The organism is Frateuria edaphi (genome assembly GCF_021117405.1).
Lineage (GTDB): Bacteria > Pseudomonadota > Gammaproteobacteria > Xanthomonadales > Rhodanobacteraceae > Frateuria_A > Frateuria_A edaphi.
Window position 1 is genome coordinate 3,225,941 of sequence record NZ_CP088251.1, and the last position, 17,580, is coordinate 3,243,520.

Annotated in this window: 16 protein-coding genes and 1 pseudogene; 9 read left to right on the forward strand and 8 right to left on the reverse strand. The window is 69.5% G+C overall.

The window, feature by feature from the left end; translation table 11 throughout:
- The first annotated feature begins 116 nt into the window (after window positions 1-116).
- The 6 genes from LQ772_RS15050 (at window position 117) to LQ772_RS15075 (ending at window position 3,339) form a co-directional block, all read left to right on the forward strand.
- On the forward strand, window positions 117-677 hold the full coding sequence (locus LQ772_RS15050; protein ID WP_231321912.1) for a HutD/Ves family protein: 561 nt from the start codon (window positions 117-119) through the stop codon (window positions 675-677).
- 86 nt (window positions 678-763) lie between these two features.
- The gene (locus LQ772_RS15055; protein WP_231321913.1) at window positions 764-1,351 is read left to right on the forward strand and encodes an NnrU family protein; all 588 of its coding nucleotides are present in this window, start codon (window positions 764-766) and stop codon (window positions 1,349-1,351) included.
- A 77-nt stretch (window positions 1,352-1,428) separates the two neighbouring features.
- Complete coding sequence (locus tag LQ772_RS15060; RefSeq protein ID WP_231321914.1) at window positions 1,429-1,626, forward strand: hypothetical protein; 198 nt, start codon at window positions 1,429-1,431, stop codon at window positions 1,624-1,626.
- Window position 1,627: 1 nt separating this feature from the next.
- Window positions 1,628-2,251 carry a DUF938 domain-containing protein gene (locus LQ772_RS15065; protein WP_231321915.1) on the forward strand — a complete coding sequence of 208 codons (624 nt, stop codon included), beginning with the start codon at window positions 1,628-1,630 and terminating at the stop codon, window positions 2,249-2,251.
- 69 nt (window positions 2,252-2,320) lie between these two features.
- Window positions 2,321-2,866, forward strand: coding sequence for a lipocalin family protein (locus LQ772_RS15070; RefSeq protein WP_231321916.1), 546 nt, complete (start codon window positions 2,321-2,323; stop codon window positions 2,864-2,866).
- A 74-nt stretch (window positions 2,867-2,940) separates the two neighbouring features.
- Window positions 2,941-3,339, forward strand: coding sequence for a YchJ family protein (locus LQ772_RS15075; RefSeq protein ID WP_231321917.1), 399 nt, complete (start codon window positions 2,941-2,943; stop codon window positions 3,337-3,339).
- Between the two features lie 70 nt (window positions 3,340-3,409).
- Here the strand turns inward: LQ772_RS15075 and ligB are convergent, their stop codons facing one another.
- The 4 genes from ligB to LQ772_RS15095 form a co-directional block, all read right to left on the reverse strand.
- Window positions 3,410-5,095 carry an NAD-dependent DNA ligase LigB gene (ligB, locus tag LQ772_RS15080; protein ID WP_231321918.1) on the reverse strand — a complete coding sequence of 562 codons (1,686 nt, stop codon included), beginning with the start codon at window positions 5,093-5,095 and terminating at the stop codon, window positions 3,410-3,412.
- 241 nt (window positions 5,096-5,336) lie between these two features.
- On the reverse strand, window positions 5,337-6,089 hold the full coding sequence (locus tag LQ772_RS15085; RefSeq protein ID WP_231321919.1) for an NRDE family protein: 753 nt from the start codon (window positions 6,087-6,089) through the stop codon (window positions 5,337-5,339).
- 92 nt (window positions 6,090-6,181) lie between these two features.
- Entirely contained in the window at window positions 6,182-9,007 is a 2,826-nt protein-coding gene (locus LQ772_RS15090) for a TonB-dependent receptor plug domain-containing protein (RefSeq protein WP_231321920.1), read from the reverse strand.
- Window positions 9,008-9,257: 250 nt separating this feature from the next.
- Window positions 9,258-11,363, reverse strand: coding sequence for a TonB-dependent receptor family protein (locus LQ772_RS15095; protein ID WP_231321923.1), 2,106 nt, complete (start codon window positions 11,361-11,363; stop codon window positions 9,258-9,260).
- Between the two features lie 177 nt (window positions 11,364-11,540).
- On the opposite strand from LQ772_RS15095, the gene LQ772_RS15100 reads away from it, so the two are divergent.
- Entirely contained in the window at window positions 11,541-12,716 is a 1,176-nt protein-coding gene (locus tag LQ772_RS15100) for a murein hydrolase activator EnvC family protein (RefSeq protein ID WP_425600804.1), read from the forward strand.
- Window positions 12,717-12,802: 86 nt separating this feature from the next.
- Complete coding sequence (locus LQ772_RS15105; RefSeq protein WP_231321925.1) at window positions 12,803-14,146, forward strand: S41 family peptidase; 1,344 nt, start codon at window positions 12,803-12,805, stop codon at window positions 14,144-14,146.
- 46 nt (window positions 14,147-14,192) lie between these two features.
- Here LQ772_RS15105 and tatC read toward each other — a convergent pair whose 3' ends face one another.
- From tatC to LQ772_RS15125, 4 genes and pseudogenes are all read right to left on the reverse strand, one after another.
- Complete coding sequence (gene tatC / locus LQ772_RS15110) at window positions 14,193-14,951, reverse strand: twin-arginine translocase subunit TatC (RefSeq protein ID WP_231321927.1); 759 nt, start codon at window positions 14,949-14,951, stop codon at window positions 14,193-14,195.
- A complete protein-coding gene (gene tatB / locus LQ772_RS15115; protein WP_231321929.1) occupies window positions 14,938-15,390 on the reverse strand; it encodes a Sec-independent protein translocase protein TatB in 453 nt (150 codons plus the stop codon). The genes tatC and tatB overlap by 14 nt, the downstream gene beginning before the upstream one ends.
- An 18-nt stretch (window positions 15,391-15,408) precedes the next feature.
- Entirely contained in the window at window positions 15,409-15,654 is a 246-nt protein-coding gene (tatA, locus tag LQ772_RS15120) for a twin-arginine translocase TatA/TatE family subunit (RefSeq protein ID WP_231321931.1), read from the reverse strand.
- Between the two features lie 70 nt (window positions 15,655-15,724).
- Window positions 15,725-16,408, reverse strand: a pseudogene (locus LQ772_RS15125) (lipid-binding SYLF domain-containing protein); the annotation flags it as partial.
- 106 nt (window positions 16,409-16,514) lie between these two features.
- On the opposite strand from LQ772_RS15125, the gene hemH reads away from it, so the two are divergent.
- Window positions 16,515-17,555, forward strand: coding sequence for a ferrochelatase (hemH, locus tag LQ772_RS15130; protein ID WP_231321937.1), 1,041 nt, complete (start codon window positions 16,515-16,517; stop codon window positions 17,553-17,555).
- Window positions 17,556-17,580 lie beyond the last annotated feature (25 nt).

Here is a 17,580-nt window from a genome sequence, read left to right on the forward strand (position 1 = left end):
GCGCGAGAGCGGCTCGTCGCTCGCGCAGCGGCGCGTTTCGCCAAGTGCCTTCGACTTCGCTCCACCATGCTCAGCGCGAGCCGACGCTGGACCGAAGCCCGCCCTACAATGCCGCGATGCCCATTCTCCGCCTGCACGACTGCCCCGCGCGCCCCTGGAAGAACGGCCTGGGCCGCACGCGCGAACTCGCCGTGGAACCGCCCGCCGCCGGCATGGACGACTTCCTCTGGCGGGTGAGCGTGGCCGAGGTCGACAGCGCGGCGCCGTTCTCCGCGTTTCCCGGTGTCGACCGCACCATCGTGCTGCTGGAGGGCGCGGGCTTTGCCATGGCGCTGGACGATGGACGCACGCATGCGCTGACCGAACCGTTCGCACCCTTCGGTTTTCCCGGGGAGGCGCAGGTGACGGTGACGCTGGCCGGCGGCGCCACCCGCGACTTCAACCTGATGGTGCGCCGGGGCTACGCGCGCGGTCGCGTCGCGGTATGGCGCCCGTCCGATGACGTCCGACTGCAGGCGGAGACGGTGCTGCTTTACTGCGCGCGCGGGCGGCTCGAACTGGACGACGACGTCCTGCAGCCAGGCGATGCCTGGTTGCGGTCGGCCACGCTCCCGGCACGTTTGCAGTTGGCCCCCGGCGGCGTGGTGCTGGCGGTGAACGTGTCGCCCGTCGGGTGAGCGGCGCGCCACCGCGGTGATGGCATCGTCACGACAGCGCGCCACGGCGCGCCTATGATCGTTCCCCGAACCCGGGGAGAAGCGCGATGCAGCTGATGATCTACGGCCTGTTCGTCTTTCTTGGCGTCCATGTGGTGCCGCTGGTCTTTCCGCGCTGGCGCCGTCGGCAGATCGACCGGTTTGGCGAACGGGCCTGGAAAGGCATGTTCGCAGTGGTGGCGCTGGCCGGCCTGGTGCTGACCTGCATCGGTTTCGGCCAGGCGAGGCGGCTACCGTTGGCGCTGTACACGCCACCGCTGTCGATGGATCACCTCAACGCGCTGTTCACCCTGGTCGCCTTCGTGCTGGTCGCGGCCGCGTACGTGCCGCGCAATCACATCAAGGCGGCGCTCGGCCAGCCGATGCTGCTGGGCGTGGTGGTCTGGGCGTCCGGGCACCTGCTGGCCACCGGCCTGCTGCATGACGTGGTGCTGTTCGGCGCATTCCTGTCCTGGGCGCTGCCGGTGGCCGTCTGGTTGCGCCAGCGCGATCGGCTCGAAGGTGTCGACTATCCCGCCGGCACGCTGCGTGGCGATGCGATCGCGGTGGTGATCGGCGTGGCCGCGTGGGCCGTGTTCGCGTTCTGGCTGCACCGCTGGCTGATTGGCGTCGACCCGATGGCCGGCATGCACTGACGGGTGCCGCCAGTCATCTACGCGCGGGCGATCGACCGCGCTAGAGTGCCCCTCTTCCCACCACCCGAGGTGAGGTCATGGTCGGTTTCCTGCTCTGGCTGCTGCTGCTCGTGTTCTGCTGGCCCCTGGCGCTGCTGGCCCTGGTGCTGTGGCCGATCGTCTGGTTGATATCGCTGCCGTTCCGGCTGGTGGGCATCACCCTGCACGCGGTGTTCGCCTTCCTCGGCGCGCTGCTGATGCTGCCCGCCCGCGTGCTGCGCGGCCGCCCGGCCTGACGTGGACAAGCCGTTCGCACCTGCCTGCGAACGCAACCGCGAACCGATCCTGGACGTCCTGCGCGAGGTCTTGGCGCCATGCACGCGCGTGCTGGAGATCGGCAGCGGTACCGGCCAGCACGCGATGCACTTTGCCGCGGCCATGCCATGGCTGAGCTGGCAGTGTTCCGACCGCGCGGGCAACCTGCCGGGCATTCGCGCCTGGCTGGACGAGGCCGCGTTGCCGAACACGCCTGCACCGATCGAACTGGACGTGGCGGGCGGCTGGCCCTGTGCACGCTACGACGCGGTGTTCAGCGCCAATACGTTGCATATCATGGGCTGGGCCGAGGTCGTGCGTTTCTTCGCACACCTGCCAGGCATCACCACCGACGACGCCGTGCTCGCCATCTACGGTCCGTTCAACCAGGACGGGCGCTACACCAGCGACAGCAATGCCGCCTTCGACCGTTCGCTCAAGCTGCGCGACCCGCGCATGGGCCTGCGCGACGCCGCCGCGGTCGACGCCCTGGCGCGGGCGGCGGGCTTCGCGTTGGTGGAAGACCACGCGATGCCCGCCAACAACCGTTGTCGTGTGTGGCGCCGGCGCGGCGACGCCACGCACGATGCGGCGACGGGCGGTTGACGGCGCACTTGACGCGGGGTTGATCGCCACGCGTGCTTCATGGGCGGGCCTTCGTCGTCCGGGGAGCCCATGCAACTGCACACAGGCAGGCGATCGTCCCAACGTCCGGCGCGCGCCGCCGTCACCGCGGCACGTGGCGTCGAGGCGGTGCCGTGGGTGGACCTGGAGCGCTACATCGGGCGCTGGCACGGCGTGGCCTGGTTGCCGCTACCGTTCCAGCGTCGCTGCATGGGCGAACTCACGCTGGAATACGCACCGCGCGACGACGGCCTGGTCGCGGTGGTCAGCGCCTGTCGTGGCGAGGACGGCAGGTTGAGCGAAACCCATGGCGTGTTGCGCCAGCCCGAGCCACTGCGCGAACCGGCCAGGCTGCAGTTGCGCTTTGCCCCGGCGTGGCTGGATCGGCTGCGCTTCGTGTGGAACGAGCACTGGGTGATCGGCCTCGACCGCGATTATCGCTGGGCGGTGGTAGGCGAGCCACGGCGGCGCTACCTGTGGATCCTCGGCCGCGAACCGCGCATGGACTACCAATTGCTGGAAGAGCTCAAGGCGATTCCGCGCCGCATGGGCTACGACCTGGCGCCACGGCTCGTCTCGCGCCAGCGGTCCGACTGAACGCCGGCGCGTTGCAATTTTTTCTCCAGACGTCAGGATGACCGGAACGTTCTTCCGGTGGACTCCTGCAAAACGTGCGCGCCGTCGACACTCTCACCCCGTGCCCTTGCGGCAACGCCGCCGGTTACGCGCACTGTTGCGGGCCGCTGCACGAAGGCACTCCCGCGCCGACCGCCGAGGCGCTGATGCGCTCGCGCTACAGCGCCTACGTGCTCAAGCGCGAGGACTACCTGCTGGCCACCTGGCATCCGAGTACGCGCCCCGCCCACCTCAAGCTCGCTGCGCAGCAGCCGGCGCCGAGCTGGCTCGGGTTGTCGGTCAGGCGCCACGACGATGGCGGGCCGGAGGCCGTGGTCGAATTCGTTGCCCGCCTGCGCTATGGCGGCGGGCGCGCGCAACGCCTGCACGAGGTGAGCCGGTTCCTGCGCGAGGATGGGCGCTGGTACTACCTGGACGGCGAGATCCTCGCCTAGATGTGCACACGTGGGCTCCTCCTGCGCGCGCCACCCTTGTCGGAGCGCACCTGCAGGTAGGCCTGGCAGTTCAAAACCCCGCGATGCCCACCGCATGAAGCCGCGCGGCGAGCCGCTCCACCTCCGGATGATGGAAGAACGCCCGCAACCGCGCGGCTCGACCCGGACCCACGCCCGGCACGTTCTCCCATGTCGCGGTATCCCGCGCGGCCAGCGCCGGCCAATCGCTCGACACGGCGTTGCCCGCCGGCGGCATCCCCAGCGCGCGCAACCACGAGTCGAAGCCGGCCGCGTGGGTGCGCTCGAACGCCTGCGCCAGATGCGCGGCACGCGCGGTGCCGATGCCCGGTACGGTAGCCAGCTGCGCGGGCGTGAGCGATAGCCAGTCAAGCAGGCCGCGCACGAGTCGCGCGTCGACCAGCGCCTGCCAGGTCGTCTCGCCCATGCCGTCGATGCGTAGCCCTTGCCGCCCGCCGAGCCATACCAGCCGGGCCAGGAACTGGCGTTCGCAACCGGCGTCCGGGTGCCAGCAATCCAGTCCGTCGCGCGTGGTTTCCGAGGGCACGGCGACGGCGGCGCGCTCGCGGGTACGCCACACGACGCCGTCGAAGCGGGGAATGGTCAATCCGGCCAGCGAGAGCGCGACCTGGTCGCCCGGTCGGGCGTCGAGCATGCGCCAGCGGGCCAGCGATCCGACGCTCACGCGTCGCACCGTACGGTCGTCCAGCACCACCGGCTCCAGTTCCAGCACCACGGCGACGCGGCCGCGCCGGCCACGGCGGAAATCCACCGCGCGCACCGTTGCCAATGCCTTGGCGGGCGGGTATTTCCAGGCGACCGCCCAGTCCGGCGGCGTAGGCTGCCACTCCGTGCCTCGCGGCCGGTGGCCCTGGCGCAGCACGGTACCGTCGGTGGCAAAGGGCAGCGCCTGGCGGTACCAACGCTCGCGCCAGCGACGGACCTGCGCGAGGCTGGCTACCGGCTGTGTCAGTGCCGCGCTGGCGCCGAAACCCATCGCTTCCAGTCCGGCCAGGCGCGCGCGCATGTCGGCCGGTCCGCTTGGCCAGTCCCACACGAACAGGCCGATGTGCGCAGCGGCGTTGGCGTCCAGAGGATCGCGTGCCAGCGCACCGGCCACGTCCGCACGCGCGCGCACACCGCCGTCCGCGGCCTGCCGGTGTCCAGGCAGGCGCCAGACCAGTTCGCCCTGGAGCAGCACGCGTGGCGGCGCGTGCGGAAGGCGCTTCGGGACGGCCGCGATCCGTCGGACGTCGGCAGTCCAGTCCGATCCGTGCAGACCGTCGCCACGGCTGACCGCCTGGCGCAGTCGACCATCGACGTACAGCAGCGTGACGGCCACGCCGTCGGCCTTCGGTTGCACCCACAGGTCGCGGTTGCCGCGCTCGCGCATCCACGCCTGCACGGCGGCGGCGTCGGGGAGCTTGGCCAGGCCGGTCTGTGCGATGGGTGCGCGCACCGGCCCGGTCGCATCGGCCAGGTGGGCCAGCGCGGGCGGCGCCTGGTCGGGAAAGCAGGCGCGCCAGTCTTCGTAGCGGGCGAGCGCCTGGTCGTAGATCGTATCGTCGACAGGCGAATGGCCGGCCGTGCGATAGGCGTGGTTCCAGTGGTCGAGCTGGTCGTGCAAGGCATGCAGCTCGCGCGCGGCGCGCGGCGCATGCCAGTCCGGACAGGCGGCCGCGCACGGCCTGACCAGCAGGCAGGCGGCCAACGCCCACCAGCGCCATCCTTGTCGCATCGACGGTTCCTTCGTGTGTGGCGAGTCCCGCACGGTAGCGGCGCGCCGGTAGCGGGCACAGTGGCCAGGGGCCGTTCCGTCGCGTAGGACGCGCCCGATCGGCAGGTGGGCGATGCCGCAGGGAGCGGTGAGGTTTCGGGCGAGCCCCGGCCCCTCACCCAACCCTCTCCCCGGAGGGAGAGGGCCTCAGATCGCGCGCGGGTTAATGCCTCAGGCCGCGGCGGGACCTTCCTGGACAGGCTTACCAAGCCATGTCGCTTTGGCCGTCCGGACGTCCGTCCGGCCCGAATCGTCGCTCGATGATCCGTCCGCCACCCGCGTGGTCGATGAGCACCACCGTGCTGGCGCGGGTGCCATAGACCGACCCGCGGATGAAGGCGGCCGAGAGCGAGCGTTCGCGCTCGCGGCCGATGCCCGTGTCGGGCAGTTGCTCATCGGGCGCCGGTCGTTCGTCCGCCAACGCCTCGAACAGCGGCGCGGCGTCCTCCATGCCTTCGTCCAGCCAGGCCTGCAGTCGCGCCATCAACTGGCGCGTCTTCGGCCAGGGCGTGTTGAAGTCGGCGTTGGACAGCCCATGCACGCCGGGCGTCACCGCCTGCACGCGCGGCGCGGGCCGGTTGCCGAGATAGAAGGCGGCGTGCGCGTCGAAGGTGAGCAGGTTGAACGGGCGATAGCCGGCCGCCGTCTCGCCCAATGCCCGCGCGTGCGCGGTGGCGTCGGGCTGGCCGCGCAGCCAGTCGGTCACCAGCAGGCCACGCGAAAGCCCGGCCTGCGGCACACGCGGATCGCGCACGTTGGTGACCACGCCGCAGCGCCCGCCCGTGCTCACGCCGAGCCAGGTGCCGCCCGCCTCCAGGTCACGCCCGGCGATCACCGGCATGTCGTCCCAGCGGGCCAGCGGGGCGCTCGGGCGCGCGTGGTACTCGTCGCGATTGCCCGCCAGCACCAGCCGCCAGCGTGGGTGGACGTTCCAGGCGAAGGCGATCAGGCACATGGGATGCTCGGTCGAAGACGGGGAACCCTATTGTCACCCGATAAAAACGGGCGCGCCGGACACCGGCGCGCCCGCAAGGCCCGCGTGCGGGCTCACATCTTGTACTTCACGCCCACCGTGTAGAACCGCCCGACCATGCCCATCTGCGACCACGTCGGGTTGTAGTTGATGCCCGCGTAGTTGGCCGGATCGAACGGCGCGCGGCGATCGAACGCGTTGAGGACCGACGCATAGACCGAGAAATGGTCGTTGAAGTCGTAGTTGCCGGTGAGGTCGAACTGCGTCCATGCGCCGACGTGGCAACTCGGCGGGAACGGGTCGCCGTTGTCATCGGTCGAGATGCAGCCCTCGCCCGCATCCGGCGACTCCATGCTGATGCCGCTGGTGTAGTACAGCGTGCCGGTAAGGGTGGCCGGGCCGAACATGAAGCTGTTCGACCAGGTCGCGCGGTCACGCGGCGTACCGGCACCGGAGGACACCGCATAGACGCCGTGGGTGCCGACAAAGCGCTGCACCGTGCCATCCTGCAGGGTGAGGTTCCATTCGAAGATGCGCGTGGCGCTGAATTCGCTGCGCAGCTTGAGGTTGCCGCCGAAGTCGAAGTTGCCCACCAGGTCCAGGTCCACGCCCTTGGTCTGCAACGCGTTCTGGTTGACGTAGGGCGCCTGCACCACCACCGGCTTGGGCAGCAGCGTCGGATGCTCCGGGTCGGGCACGTCGGGGATGATCGCCGAGCCCGGGGGCAATGGCTGTCCTGCGAAATAGGCATCCAGCACCGCCTGCGGGTCGAACTGGCCGATCACGCCGGTCTTCTTGATGTCGTAGTAGTCCACCGACGCGCTGAACTGCTCGGTCGGCTGCCACAGAACGCCGAAGGTCCAGCTCTTGGATTTCTCCGGCTGGATGTCGGGATTGCCGATGGTGTCGAAAGCCAGGCCGTACGGGCGGGTGTAGGCGTCGCTGCCGTGGGCCGCCACGTAGTCGTCGGGCAGGTTGTAAGTGGCGAAGCCCTCCGATTCGCTCGAACCGTTTTCGGCAAAGCTCGGTGCGCGGAAGCCCTTGGACCAGGTGCCGCGGATCGCCAGCGATTCGATCGGCTTCCACTTGAAGCCCACCTTCGGCGAGAAGTTGCTTCCGAAGTCCGAGTACTTGTCGTAGCGGCCGGACACGTCCACTTCCAGCGACTCCAGGAACGGCGCATCCAGCTCGACGTAGACGCCCTTCACCGTGCGCTTGCCGAACGTGTGCGCCACGCCCAGGCCTTGTGCCGACAGGCCCGGATTGAGGTCGGGATCGGACTGCTTCTCGCGCCGCAGGTCGATGCCGGTGGCCAGGCCCAGCGAACCACCGGGCAGATCCGCCAGCAGGCGCGTGAGGTGGAAGTCCAGCGACTGCAGGTCCGTGGTCGACTTCTTGTGCAGCACCGGCGCGAGCTGGGCCAGCAGCTCGGGCGAGTTCTGCGTCGGGTCGATGAAGTTGTAGGTGCCGTTGTTGACGGCACTGATCAGCGCGGCGTAGTTGAGGAAGCCATAGTTGTTGACGTCCAGCGAGCTGTGGTTGAGCACCAGTGCGCTGTCGTAGTTCCACTCGCCCCAGATGCCGTGGATGCCGCCGACCAGGCGCACGTTGTCGTTGACGGTCTTCGCCCCGCCCGGGATGTCGCCGAAGGCGTAGGTGATCAGCGCGGGCTGGTTGGGGAACGGGTTGTTCGGGTTGTCCGATCCGTCGGGCAAGGTTGCCGGCAGCACGATCGAACGGGTGTTGACCGGCGTGCCGGCGCGAATCTGCGGCGGCGTGGCGGCGGCCTCCACCTTGTTGTGGTAGTAGCTGCCGCTGACGTAGGCCTCGCTGTTGTCGCCCACCTTCACGGTCAACCGGCCGTAGACGCCGGCGCGCTCCTGCTTGGGCGCCAGGTCGATGTAGTCGGCGATCTGGTTCTGTTCGCAACCGCTGCCCAGCTCGTTGGTCACGAGCGTCGAGCCCGGTCCGCACGGACGCAATGGCTGCCACAACGCACCGTCGACCGCGGTGCCGGTCTGCTGGCCGCCGGGGCCGGGAACGCCCGGGACGGCCGGCTGCACCATGCCCCAGATCGATCCGGTGTTGAACCCGGGCTGGCCCCAGTTGAGGTCGCTGCCGCCGCCGGGGCTGAGGTCCGTGGTGTTGTAGGGATAATCGCGGTCGCGTGCCCAGATGCGGTCGTCCTTCTGCGCTTCGATGCCGCCGTAAGCGTTCCATCCGTTCTTCTGCAGGTCGCCCCCGCCGAACAACAGGGTGATGCGCCGGGTGGTGCCGCCGCCGCGCTCGGACGTGCCGATCTCGGCGGTTCCCTCCAGTCCCTTGTAGTTCTGCTTGAGGATGATGTTGACGACGCCGGCGATGGCATCGGCGCCGTACAGCGAGGAGGCGCCGTCCTTCAGCACGTCGATGCGCTCGATCGCGTTGACCGGGATCGTGTTGAGGTCGACGAAGGTTCGCTGGCCGTCATCGGCCAGCGGGTAGTTGGTCGAGCGGCGGCCGTCGATCAGCACCAGCGTCGAGTTGACCGTCAGGCCACGCAGGGCGACGCCGGCCGAACCGGCGGCAAAGCCCGCGGTGAAGGCGGTCGGGATCGAACCGCTGTTGTCGGCCGAGATCGCACGCACCACGTCGCTGACGGTCTTCAGGCCGCTGCGTTCGATCTGCGCCGCAGTGATCACGGTGACCGGCGAGGGCGTCTCCACGTCGATGCGCGGGATCGCCGAGCCGGTGACGGTGATCGTCTGCAGCTGCTGCGCCTGTTGGGGGTTGGCCTGCTGTTGGTCCTGCGGCGGTGGCGCGGGCACCGGCGTGTCGGCAGGCGGGGTGGTCTGTGCGTAAACGGAACCCAGGGGCGTCAGCAGCAAAGCCAACGCCGTAGCGAGCTTGTTCGCTTTCATGACTCAATCCTCGGTTGTAGGGGTGCGCAATGCGCCCGAGGATGGTGGTGTATTGCGCACCGCCAGCACTGCAGGCGAGGGGAATTGCGCAGCGGCAGTCTTCCACTTTCCCGGGGTGCTTACAAGCGTTTAACCCCACCTATCGATTTTCGACACAAGTGGCCTTCGTTGGCACGGCGTATGCCTGTATGGACGGCCATTTGCAGGCTGCCAGGCGCTTGTCTGCATGGACGTCCATACCGCCATACGCTCACAGCTCCAGGCGCAGTCCAAGCGACATGCTGCGACCCGGCGCCGGCTCGTAATAGCGGCCATTGCCTTCGTTGACGATGACTGAGCCGACGATGCGCCGGTCAAACAAGTTGTCCACCCGCGCGCTCACGTGCAGCCGCGTGCGTCCCAGCGCCATCCCGTAGCCGAGGTCGAGGCCCGTGCGCAGGAAGCCCGGCGCCATGGCGCTGTTGCGATCGTCCACCGGCACCGCGCCCGCGCCGTCGAGTTCGATGCCACCACGCCAGCCGAGCTCGCCGCCGCGTTCCAGGCGCAGCGAGCCGTAGCGCCGCGGCACGCCGGGAATGCGCGTACCGGGCGGCACCGGCAGGTCGGGAACGATGCAGGGCGTGCCGGAACAGGCGAGGAAGCCGCTGCGGAAACGCGCGTCGAGCCAGGTCATGCCCAGCTGCAGCCGCCAGCCAGCGCCGAGGTCGCCATCGACCGCCAGCTCCGCGCCCTGCCTGCGGCTGCGGCCCACGTTGCGGTAGGTCGAGCGGCCGTCGTGGTTGCTGGCCACCGCCAGTTCGTCGCGGCTGTCCGCGCGGAACAGCGCAAGCTCGACGCCCACGCCATCATGCGGCTGCCACTTCAGCCCCAGTTCCTCGTTGCGGCTGCGCGCTGGCGACAGGTCGAGCGCCAGTCCCGCGCCGCCGTCGCGCCGGTAACCCAGTTCGTTGAAGGTGGGCGTCTCGAAGCCTTCGCCGTAACTGGCGTACAGCCGCACCTGCGCGCCGGGCCGGTAGACGACGCCCGCCACCGGCGTGATGGCGCGATAGCGCACCTGGCCGCTGTCGTCCGGATTGGCGGCGGTCACGTAGCGGTCGCGCACATGGAAGGCCACCTCGCTATGGCGCGCGCCGAGCAGCAGCGACCAGTGCTCGGCGACATGCCAGTACAGCTGCCCGTACTGGTCGAAGTCGTGCACGCGGTCGTGCTCGTCGCGGCGCAGCGCGCCCACCACGCCGAGGGTGTCGCCGATGAAGTTCTCGTAGCCGCGCCGGTGCTGGTCCTGCACGTCCCAGCTCGTACCCAGCACCCATTCGAGCGGGCGACCCAACGCCTGGCCGCGGTGGGTCCAGCGCGCGTCGGCGCCGCCGTAGCCGCCGTCCAGGTCGACCACGCCACCTGCGCTGAGGGGGCTTTGCTGCGCGAAAGGCGGGATCGACAGCACCTGGGTCACGGCCCGCCGCCCCGCGTAGCCCATCAGGCGCACGTCATCGCGCGCGCCTTCGACGTTCCAGATCGCACCCAGTTGTTGCTGTTGCACGCGCTTGCGCGTGTCGAACGCGAATGCCGCGTCCACCGCCTGGCGCGGATCGGCGTGCCACTGCGCGCGGGTGAGGCCCAGCGGATCCTGCGCCTGTGGTTGCGCCAGCGTGTTGAGCACCAGGGTCAACGTGCGACCGGCGCCCAGGTCGAACCCCAGCCGCGCGTTGCCGGAGGTGCGTTGCGCGCGGCTGTGCGCGCGGTAGCCGTCGGTACGGAAGTGGCCCAGCGCCACGTTGTAGTCGAGCGGGCCGGTAACGCCGCGCGCCTGGGCGTCCACGCGCAGGCTGGCGTCGGCACCGGTCCAGGCTTCCAGCGCGCGCACCGGCACCGGCCCGCCCCCGGCGCTCCATACCTGCACCACGCCGCCGGAGGAGTTGCCATACAGCGCCGAGAACGGCCCGCGCAGCACCTCCACGCGATCGGCCGCGGCCAGCGCGACGTGCGAGAGCTGGCCCTGCCCGTCCGGCATCGTGGCGGGAATGCCGTCGACGTACAGCCGCACGCCGCGCACGCCGAAGGTGGCGCGCGCCCCGAAGCCGCGGATGGAGAGTTGTTCGTCCTGCGCGTAGTTCTGCCGGTCGCGCGCCAGCACGCCGGGCACCCCGACCAGCGCTTCGGAGAGATTTACACCCGGCTTGCCGCTGGCGCTGATGGCCACTGGCGCGCGGGACAAGGCGGCGGGCAGATCGAACGGCGGGATGTCCAGCCGCATCGCCTGCACCGGGACCGGCGGCAGTTCGGTCACGGTCTGCGCCACCAATGCCCATGGGCAACTGGCTGCTGCGAGCGCGATCCACTTCCCACGTTTGCCCATCGCACCGCCTGTCCGCTGACGAACGGCCATGGTAGCGGCCACCCGTGCAGGCGCTGTCGCCGCGCGGACGCTGGCGGGAACGCAGGGGGGCTTCTGCCCGCCGCTCTCCCACCACAGCCGTTCGGCTGAAGCCCACCCCGCCCTACGACGCGTCCGCTTCGGGGATAATCGGTCCCCATGCGCCGACCCGCCCCTCGTGCCCTCGCCCTCCTGTTGACCGTTGTCGCGCTGGCTGCTGCCGTGCCGGCGATGGCACAGCAATCCTCGCTCCACAAGCAGGCTCAGGCCAAACAGCAACTGGCCGAACTGCGCAGCAGGATGGAAGCCCTCGCCCGCGAGCAGGCACAGACCGCCGCTCGTCGCGACAGTGCCAACGCCGAACTCGCCCGCCAGGCCAACGCCCTGGCGGATGCCGCCCGCGCACTGCGCGAAACCGATGCCGCGCTGGCGGCCAAGCAGCAGGAGCTGGACCAGCTCCAGCAGCAGCGCGACGAACTCCAGCAGCGCCTGGCCGGCCAGCGCGCCGCCATCGCCGACCTGCTCCGCGCCACCTACACGCTCGGCCGCGGCACCGACCTGCGGCTGTTGCTGGGCGACCAGGATCTCGCGCAGATCGCGCGCACGCTGGCCTATTCGAAATATTTCCAGCAGGACCGCGCCGCGCGCGTCGCCGCCTTGATGGGCGAGCTCAGCCATCTGCAGCAACTGGAGGCCGGAATCACGGCCGAGCAGCAGGCCTTGGCCGCCACCCGCGCCGAACGCGCGGACAAGGCCAGTACGCTGGCGAACCGGCGCGCCGCGCAGCAGAAGCTGGTGGCCCAGGCCAATGCCAAGTACAAGGACGAGACCCAGCGCCTGGCGGCGATGAAGCAGAACGCGCAATCGCTGGACCACCTGGTCGACAAGCTGCAGCGCGCCATCGACGATGCCGCGCGCGAGGCCGCCCGCAGCGATCGCGCCAGCCCCGCCGCGCCCAGCCGCGCCGGCGGCAAGGCCGACATCCGTGGCAATCTGCCCTGGCCTGCGACCGGCCCGGTGGTGAGCTACGGCAACGGCGTGTTGATCAAGGCCGACGACGGCAGTGAAGTGCATGCCGTGGCGCGCGGCCGCGTGGTCTATGCCGCGTTCCTGCGTGGCTACGGGTTGCTGGTCATCCTCAACCATGGCGATGGCTGGTTGAGCATGTACGGCAACAACGAAAGCCTGCTGCACAGCGTCGGCGACCAGGTCGAGGTGGGCGAGGCGATCGGCACCGCCAGCCCCACCACCGGCGTCAACACCGGCGTGTATTTCGAACTGCGTCACAAGAACAAGCCGGTCGACCCGCGCGGCTGGCTGGCCAAGCGGCGTTGACGCCCTTCTTTCCACGCCACCGGCTAGTTTTGGAACGACCGCGCCCCCGTGTGGTCGAAATCCGCCGGATACCCAGGAGTCTTCGCATGCATCCGATCCCCCGTGCCCTGGCCTGCGCCGTGACCGCCGCGCTGGCGTTCGCGCCGCTGCACGCACAGCAGGCCCCGGCCGCCGCAGCGAGCACGGCGGTGCCAGCCAAGGCCGCCAGCGCGCCCGATCCGGTCGACCTGGACGACGTGCGCAACTTCAGCCGCGTCTACGAAGTGATCCGCCAGGCCTATGTCGAGCCGGTCGATAACAAGACGCTGATGAAGGCGGCGATCAGCGGCATGCTGAGCGGGCTGGATCCGCACAGCGAATACCTGGACAAGCAGGGCCTGCAGCAGCTTTCCGAGGACACCACCGGCCAGTACAGCGGCCTGGGCATCGAGGTGCTGGAAGTGGACGGCACGCTGCGCATCGTCGCGCCGATCGACGATACCCCGGCCGCGCGCGCCGGCATCAAGCCCGGCGACACCATCGTCAAGATCGATGGCAAGGCGGTCGATCCGGACAACGTGGACGACATGTTCAAGCGGCTGCGCGGCGAGCCGGGAAGCAAGGTCACGCTCTCCATCCTGCACGAGAACAGCGACCAGCCGGTCGACATGCCGCTGGTGCGCGAGCAGATCTCGGTGACCAGCGTGAAGCTGCGTGAGCTGCAGCCCGGCTACGCCTACATCCGCATCAGCCAGTTCCAGGAAGACACCGCCGACGACCTGGAGCGCAAGTTCGCCGATTACGTGGCCAAGCACGGGCAACCCAAGGGCGCGGTGCTCGACCTGCGCTCCAACCCCGGCGGCTTGCTCACCTCGGCCGTGGCGGTCAGCGACGACTTCCTCGACGCGGGCGGTATCGTCAGCACGCGCGGACGGCTGGCCGATGCCAACATGAAATTCGATGCGCACCCGGGCGACCTGCTGCAGGGTGCTCCGATGGTGCTGCTGGCCGACAACGGCACCGCCTCGGCGGCGGAGATCGTCGCCGGCGCGCTCAAGGACGACCATCGTGCGCTGATCGTGGGGCGGCGCACCTTCGGCAAGGGCGTGGTGCAGACCGTGCTGCCGCTGGATGCCGACCACGCGGTCAAGCTCACCACGGCGCGCTACTACACGCCCAACGGCACCTCGATCCAGGCCGAAGGCATCAAGCCGGACATCGCGCTGGCCGAGCTCACCGTCAACCAGGCCGACAGCGAGCCGGAGCTGATCAGTTCCGAAGCCGATCTCAAGCATCACCTGGCCAACGAGAACACCGCCGCCGCGCAGGACATCGACAACGACGGCAGCGCGGACAATGCCAAGCTCGCCACCCAGGACTACACGCTGGCGCAGGCGTTGAACATCCTCAAGGGGCTGGCGCTGGGGCATCGGCCCGACGCCGTGCAGTAACCGCCCTGCTCCCTTTCCCCGACGGGGAGAGGGAGCAGACATCGCGCTATTCGGAAGCCTCGTCGCGCGGCTTGACCAGCCAGCGCACCGCCAGCACGCCCAGCTCGTAGAGCAGGCACATCGGCACGGCCAGCATGATCATCGAGGTGATGTCCGGCGGCGTGATCACCGCGGCGATCGCGAAGGCGCCCACGATGGTGTAGCGGCGCACGCTGCGCAGCTTGGCCACGTCCACCACACCGACCGCGGCCAGGATCACCACCGCGACCGGGACCTCGAAGCACAGGCCGAAGGCGAAGAACATCAGCATCACGAAGTCGAGGTAATGCGTGATGTCGGTCATCATCTCCACGCCCACCGGCGTCACCGCGGTGAGGAAGCGGAACGCCGCCGGCAACACCAGGAAATAGGCGAACGCACACCCGACGTAGAACAGCACCAGCGCCGCCAGCAGCAGCGGTCGCGCAAGCCGCTTCTCGTGCTTGTACAGGCCGGGGCTGACGAACGCCCACAGCTGGTAGAGGATCACCGGCATGCTGATGAACAGCGCGGTGTAGAAGGCCAGCTTCAACGGGGTAATGAAGGGGCTGGCCACCTCGGTGGCGATCAGGTGCGCGCCCCGCGGCAGGTGAGCCACCAGCGGCGCGGCCAGCAGCGTGTAGAGCCGGTTGGCGAAGGGAATCAGCGCCAGCAGCACGATCAACACCATCGCGCAGGCCTTGAGCAGGCGCGAGCGCAGTTCGATCAGGTGCGAAAACAGGCCCTGCTGCAGGTCGACCTGCGGCTCGGGCTCAGGCGATGCCATGCGGATGTTCCTTCACCGGGGCGTGCTCCGGGTCGTCGGCGAACAGGTCGCCGGTACGTGTGTCGCGCTCGGGTGGCGGCTCGTCGTCACCGTCCGTGGCCTCCCCGGACAACCGGGCGTGTGCGAGCTCCGGTTCGGGCTCGGTGGCCGGAACCGGCGCGGCCGTCACCGAACCGACCGCCGCGCGCACTTCACGCGCGGTGGCGTTCATCTGCGCCTGCGCGGCTTCGGCACGCGCGGCGGCCTCGCGGGCGGTGCGCTTGATCTCCTCGATCTCCAGCTCGCGCTCGACCTCGGTACGCACGCTGTCCCAGGTGTTGCGCACGCGGCGTATCAACGCGCCGGCGGTGCGCGCCGCGCCGGGAAGCTTTTCCGGGCCGAGCACCAGCAGCGCAATAAGCGCCAGCAGCAGCATCTTGCCGAAGCTGATCTCGATCATCGCCGCGCCACCGCGCGCTTACTTGGTTTCGCTGGTGTCGCGCGCCTTGCTGGCGGTGGCGTCCGCGGCCGGCGGGTCGGCGCGCAGCTGCTCCTGCGCCTTGCGCTTGGCCTCTTCCTCATCGTCCTCGCCCTGCATGGCTTTCTTGAAGCCGCGCACGGCGTTGCCCAGATCCGGGCCCATCTTCGCCAGCTTGCCGGTGCCGAAGATCACCAACACCACGACGAGCAGGATGATCCAATGCCAAAAACTGTCCAGACCCATGACTTCAAACCTCTGACGGACTGTGCCGAAAACCGTTGGGGTTGCCAGCGCTATGCCAGCAACGGGATCAACGCGCAGTGTACTCCTCGAGCTGGTCGCGGAAGTCCACGACCGGGCCCGGCACGTTGGCGACGCCGCCTTCGAAGATGCGCCGCGGCGTGATGCCGGAGCCGTACACGGCCTCGTTGGCGTCGTAGTCGATACGCAGCACCGAGCCGTCCAGCGCCACGCCGGCGAACAGGCCGCGCGAGCGCGAGTAGGAATAAATCTCCGCCTTCATCTGCGCGTCGGTGGCTGCGCTGGCGGTGCGGCCCACCGGGCCGGCCGCGGCGGCGGCATCGGCGCCGAGGGTGAACTTGCCGTTGACGATCGAGTCCACGCCGCGCTGGGTGCGGAACACCAGCACCACGTCGGTCGAGGACACGCCCGCCTGGAAGCCCACGCTGCCGCCGGTGAGGGTGATGAAGCTGGGATTGGACCAGGTGCCGTCCGCACTGCGTACCGAGATCAGCCCTTCGCCGCGGCGGCCGCCGAAGATGAAGCCGGCCTTGACCATGTCGGGGATCACCGCGATCGCCTTGGCGTTGCCCAGCAGGTCGTTCGGGATCGCCTTGTCCGGCGCCTGCATGATCTCGTGCAGCACGCGCACCGCGTTCTGCGCGCGCACCAGCGGCGGGTCCTCCGCGTGGGCGGCCATCGCCGGCAGCAGCAGGGTCAATGCGATCAGCGAGCTACGACGCAATGCCTTGAACATGGAGAACTCCTTGCGCAGGGAAAACGGGGGGTGCGGCAACGGTGCCCGGGGGCGCGTCCGGCGGCTTGTGGCAGACTCCACCGCCTGCACGCCGCCGACGCCTTCGATGCCACAGCGCGACCACTATACCGGCCCTTCAGACCACGCCCCTGACCGGAACGTTCAGCCGGGTGCGATCGGCGTGCTGCTGGTCAACCTCGGCACGCCGGAGGCGCCGACGGCGCGTGCGCTCAGGCCCTACCTGGCCGAGTTCCTCTCCGACCGCCGCGTGATCGATTACCCGCGCTGGCTGTGGTGGCCGATCCTCCGGGTGATCCTGGCGATCCGTCCGCGCCGCTCCGCGCATGCCTATGCGCGGATCTGGACCGAGGCCGGCTCGCCGCTGCGCGTGCTGAGCGAAACGCTGGCCATCGCGTTGCAGGCGGAGCTCGGCGACCAGGCGCGTGTCGCGCTGGCGATGCGCTACGGCGCACCGTCCGTCGCGACCAAGATCGCCGAACTGCAGGCTGCCGGGGTGCGCCGGTTGCTGGTGCTTCCGCTGTATCCACAGTATTCGGCCACCTCCACCGGCTCGGTGATCGACGCGGTGGCCGACACGCTCAAGCAGCTGCGCTGGCCGCCTGAGCTGCGGGTGGTCAACGACTACCACGAGGACCCGGCGCACATCGACGCGCTGGCCACGCGTATCGAACGCTGGTGGGAAGCCAATGGCCGCGGCGAGAAGCTGCTGCTGTCCTTCCACGGCATTCCCGAGCGCTACGTGCGCCTGGGCGATCCCTACCTCGCCCAGTGCCAGGCCACGACGGCGCGGCTGCGCGCGCGACTGGGACTGGACGAAACGCAGCTGCTGCTGAGCTTCCAGTCGCGCGTGGGCCGCGAGCCGTGGCTGCAGCCCTACACCGATGCCACCGTGCGCCAGCTCGCCGGCGAGGGCGTCAAACGCCTGGACGTGGCCTGCCCCGGGTTCGCGGTGGATTGCCTGGAGACGCTGGAGGAAATCGCCATGCAGAACCGCGATTTCTTCACCGCCGCCGGTGGGCAGGAGCTTCGCTACATCCCCGCGCTCAACGATTCGCCCGAGCAGGTGGCGAGCCTGGCGGCGCTCATCCGCCGGCATGCACAGGGTTGGCCGGGTTTCACTTCCTAGCGTTCGGCGACGGTCTGGTGCACCT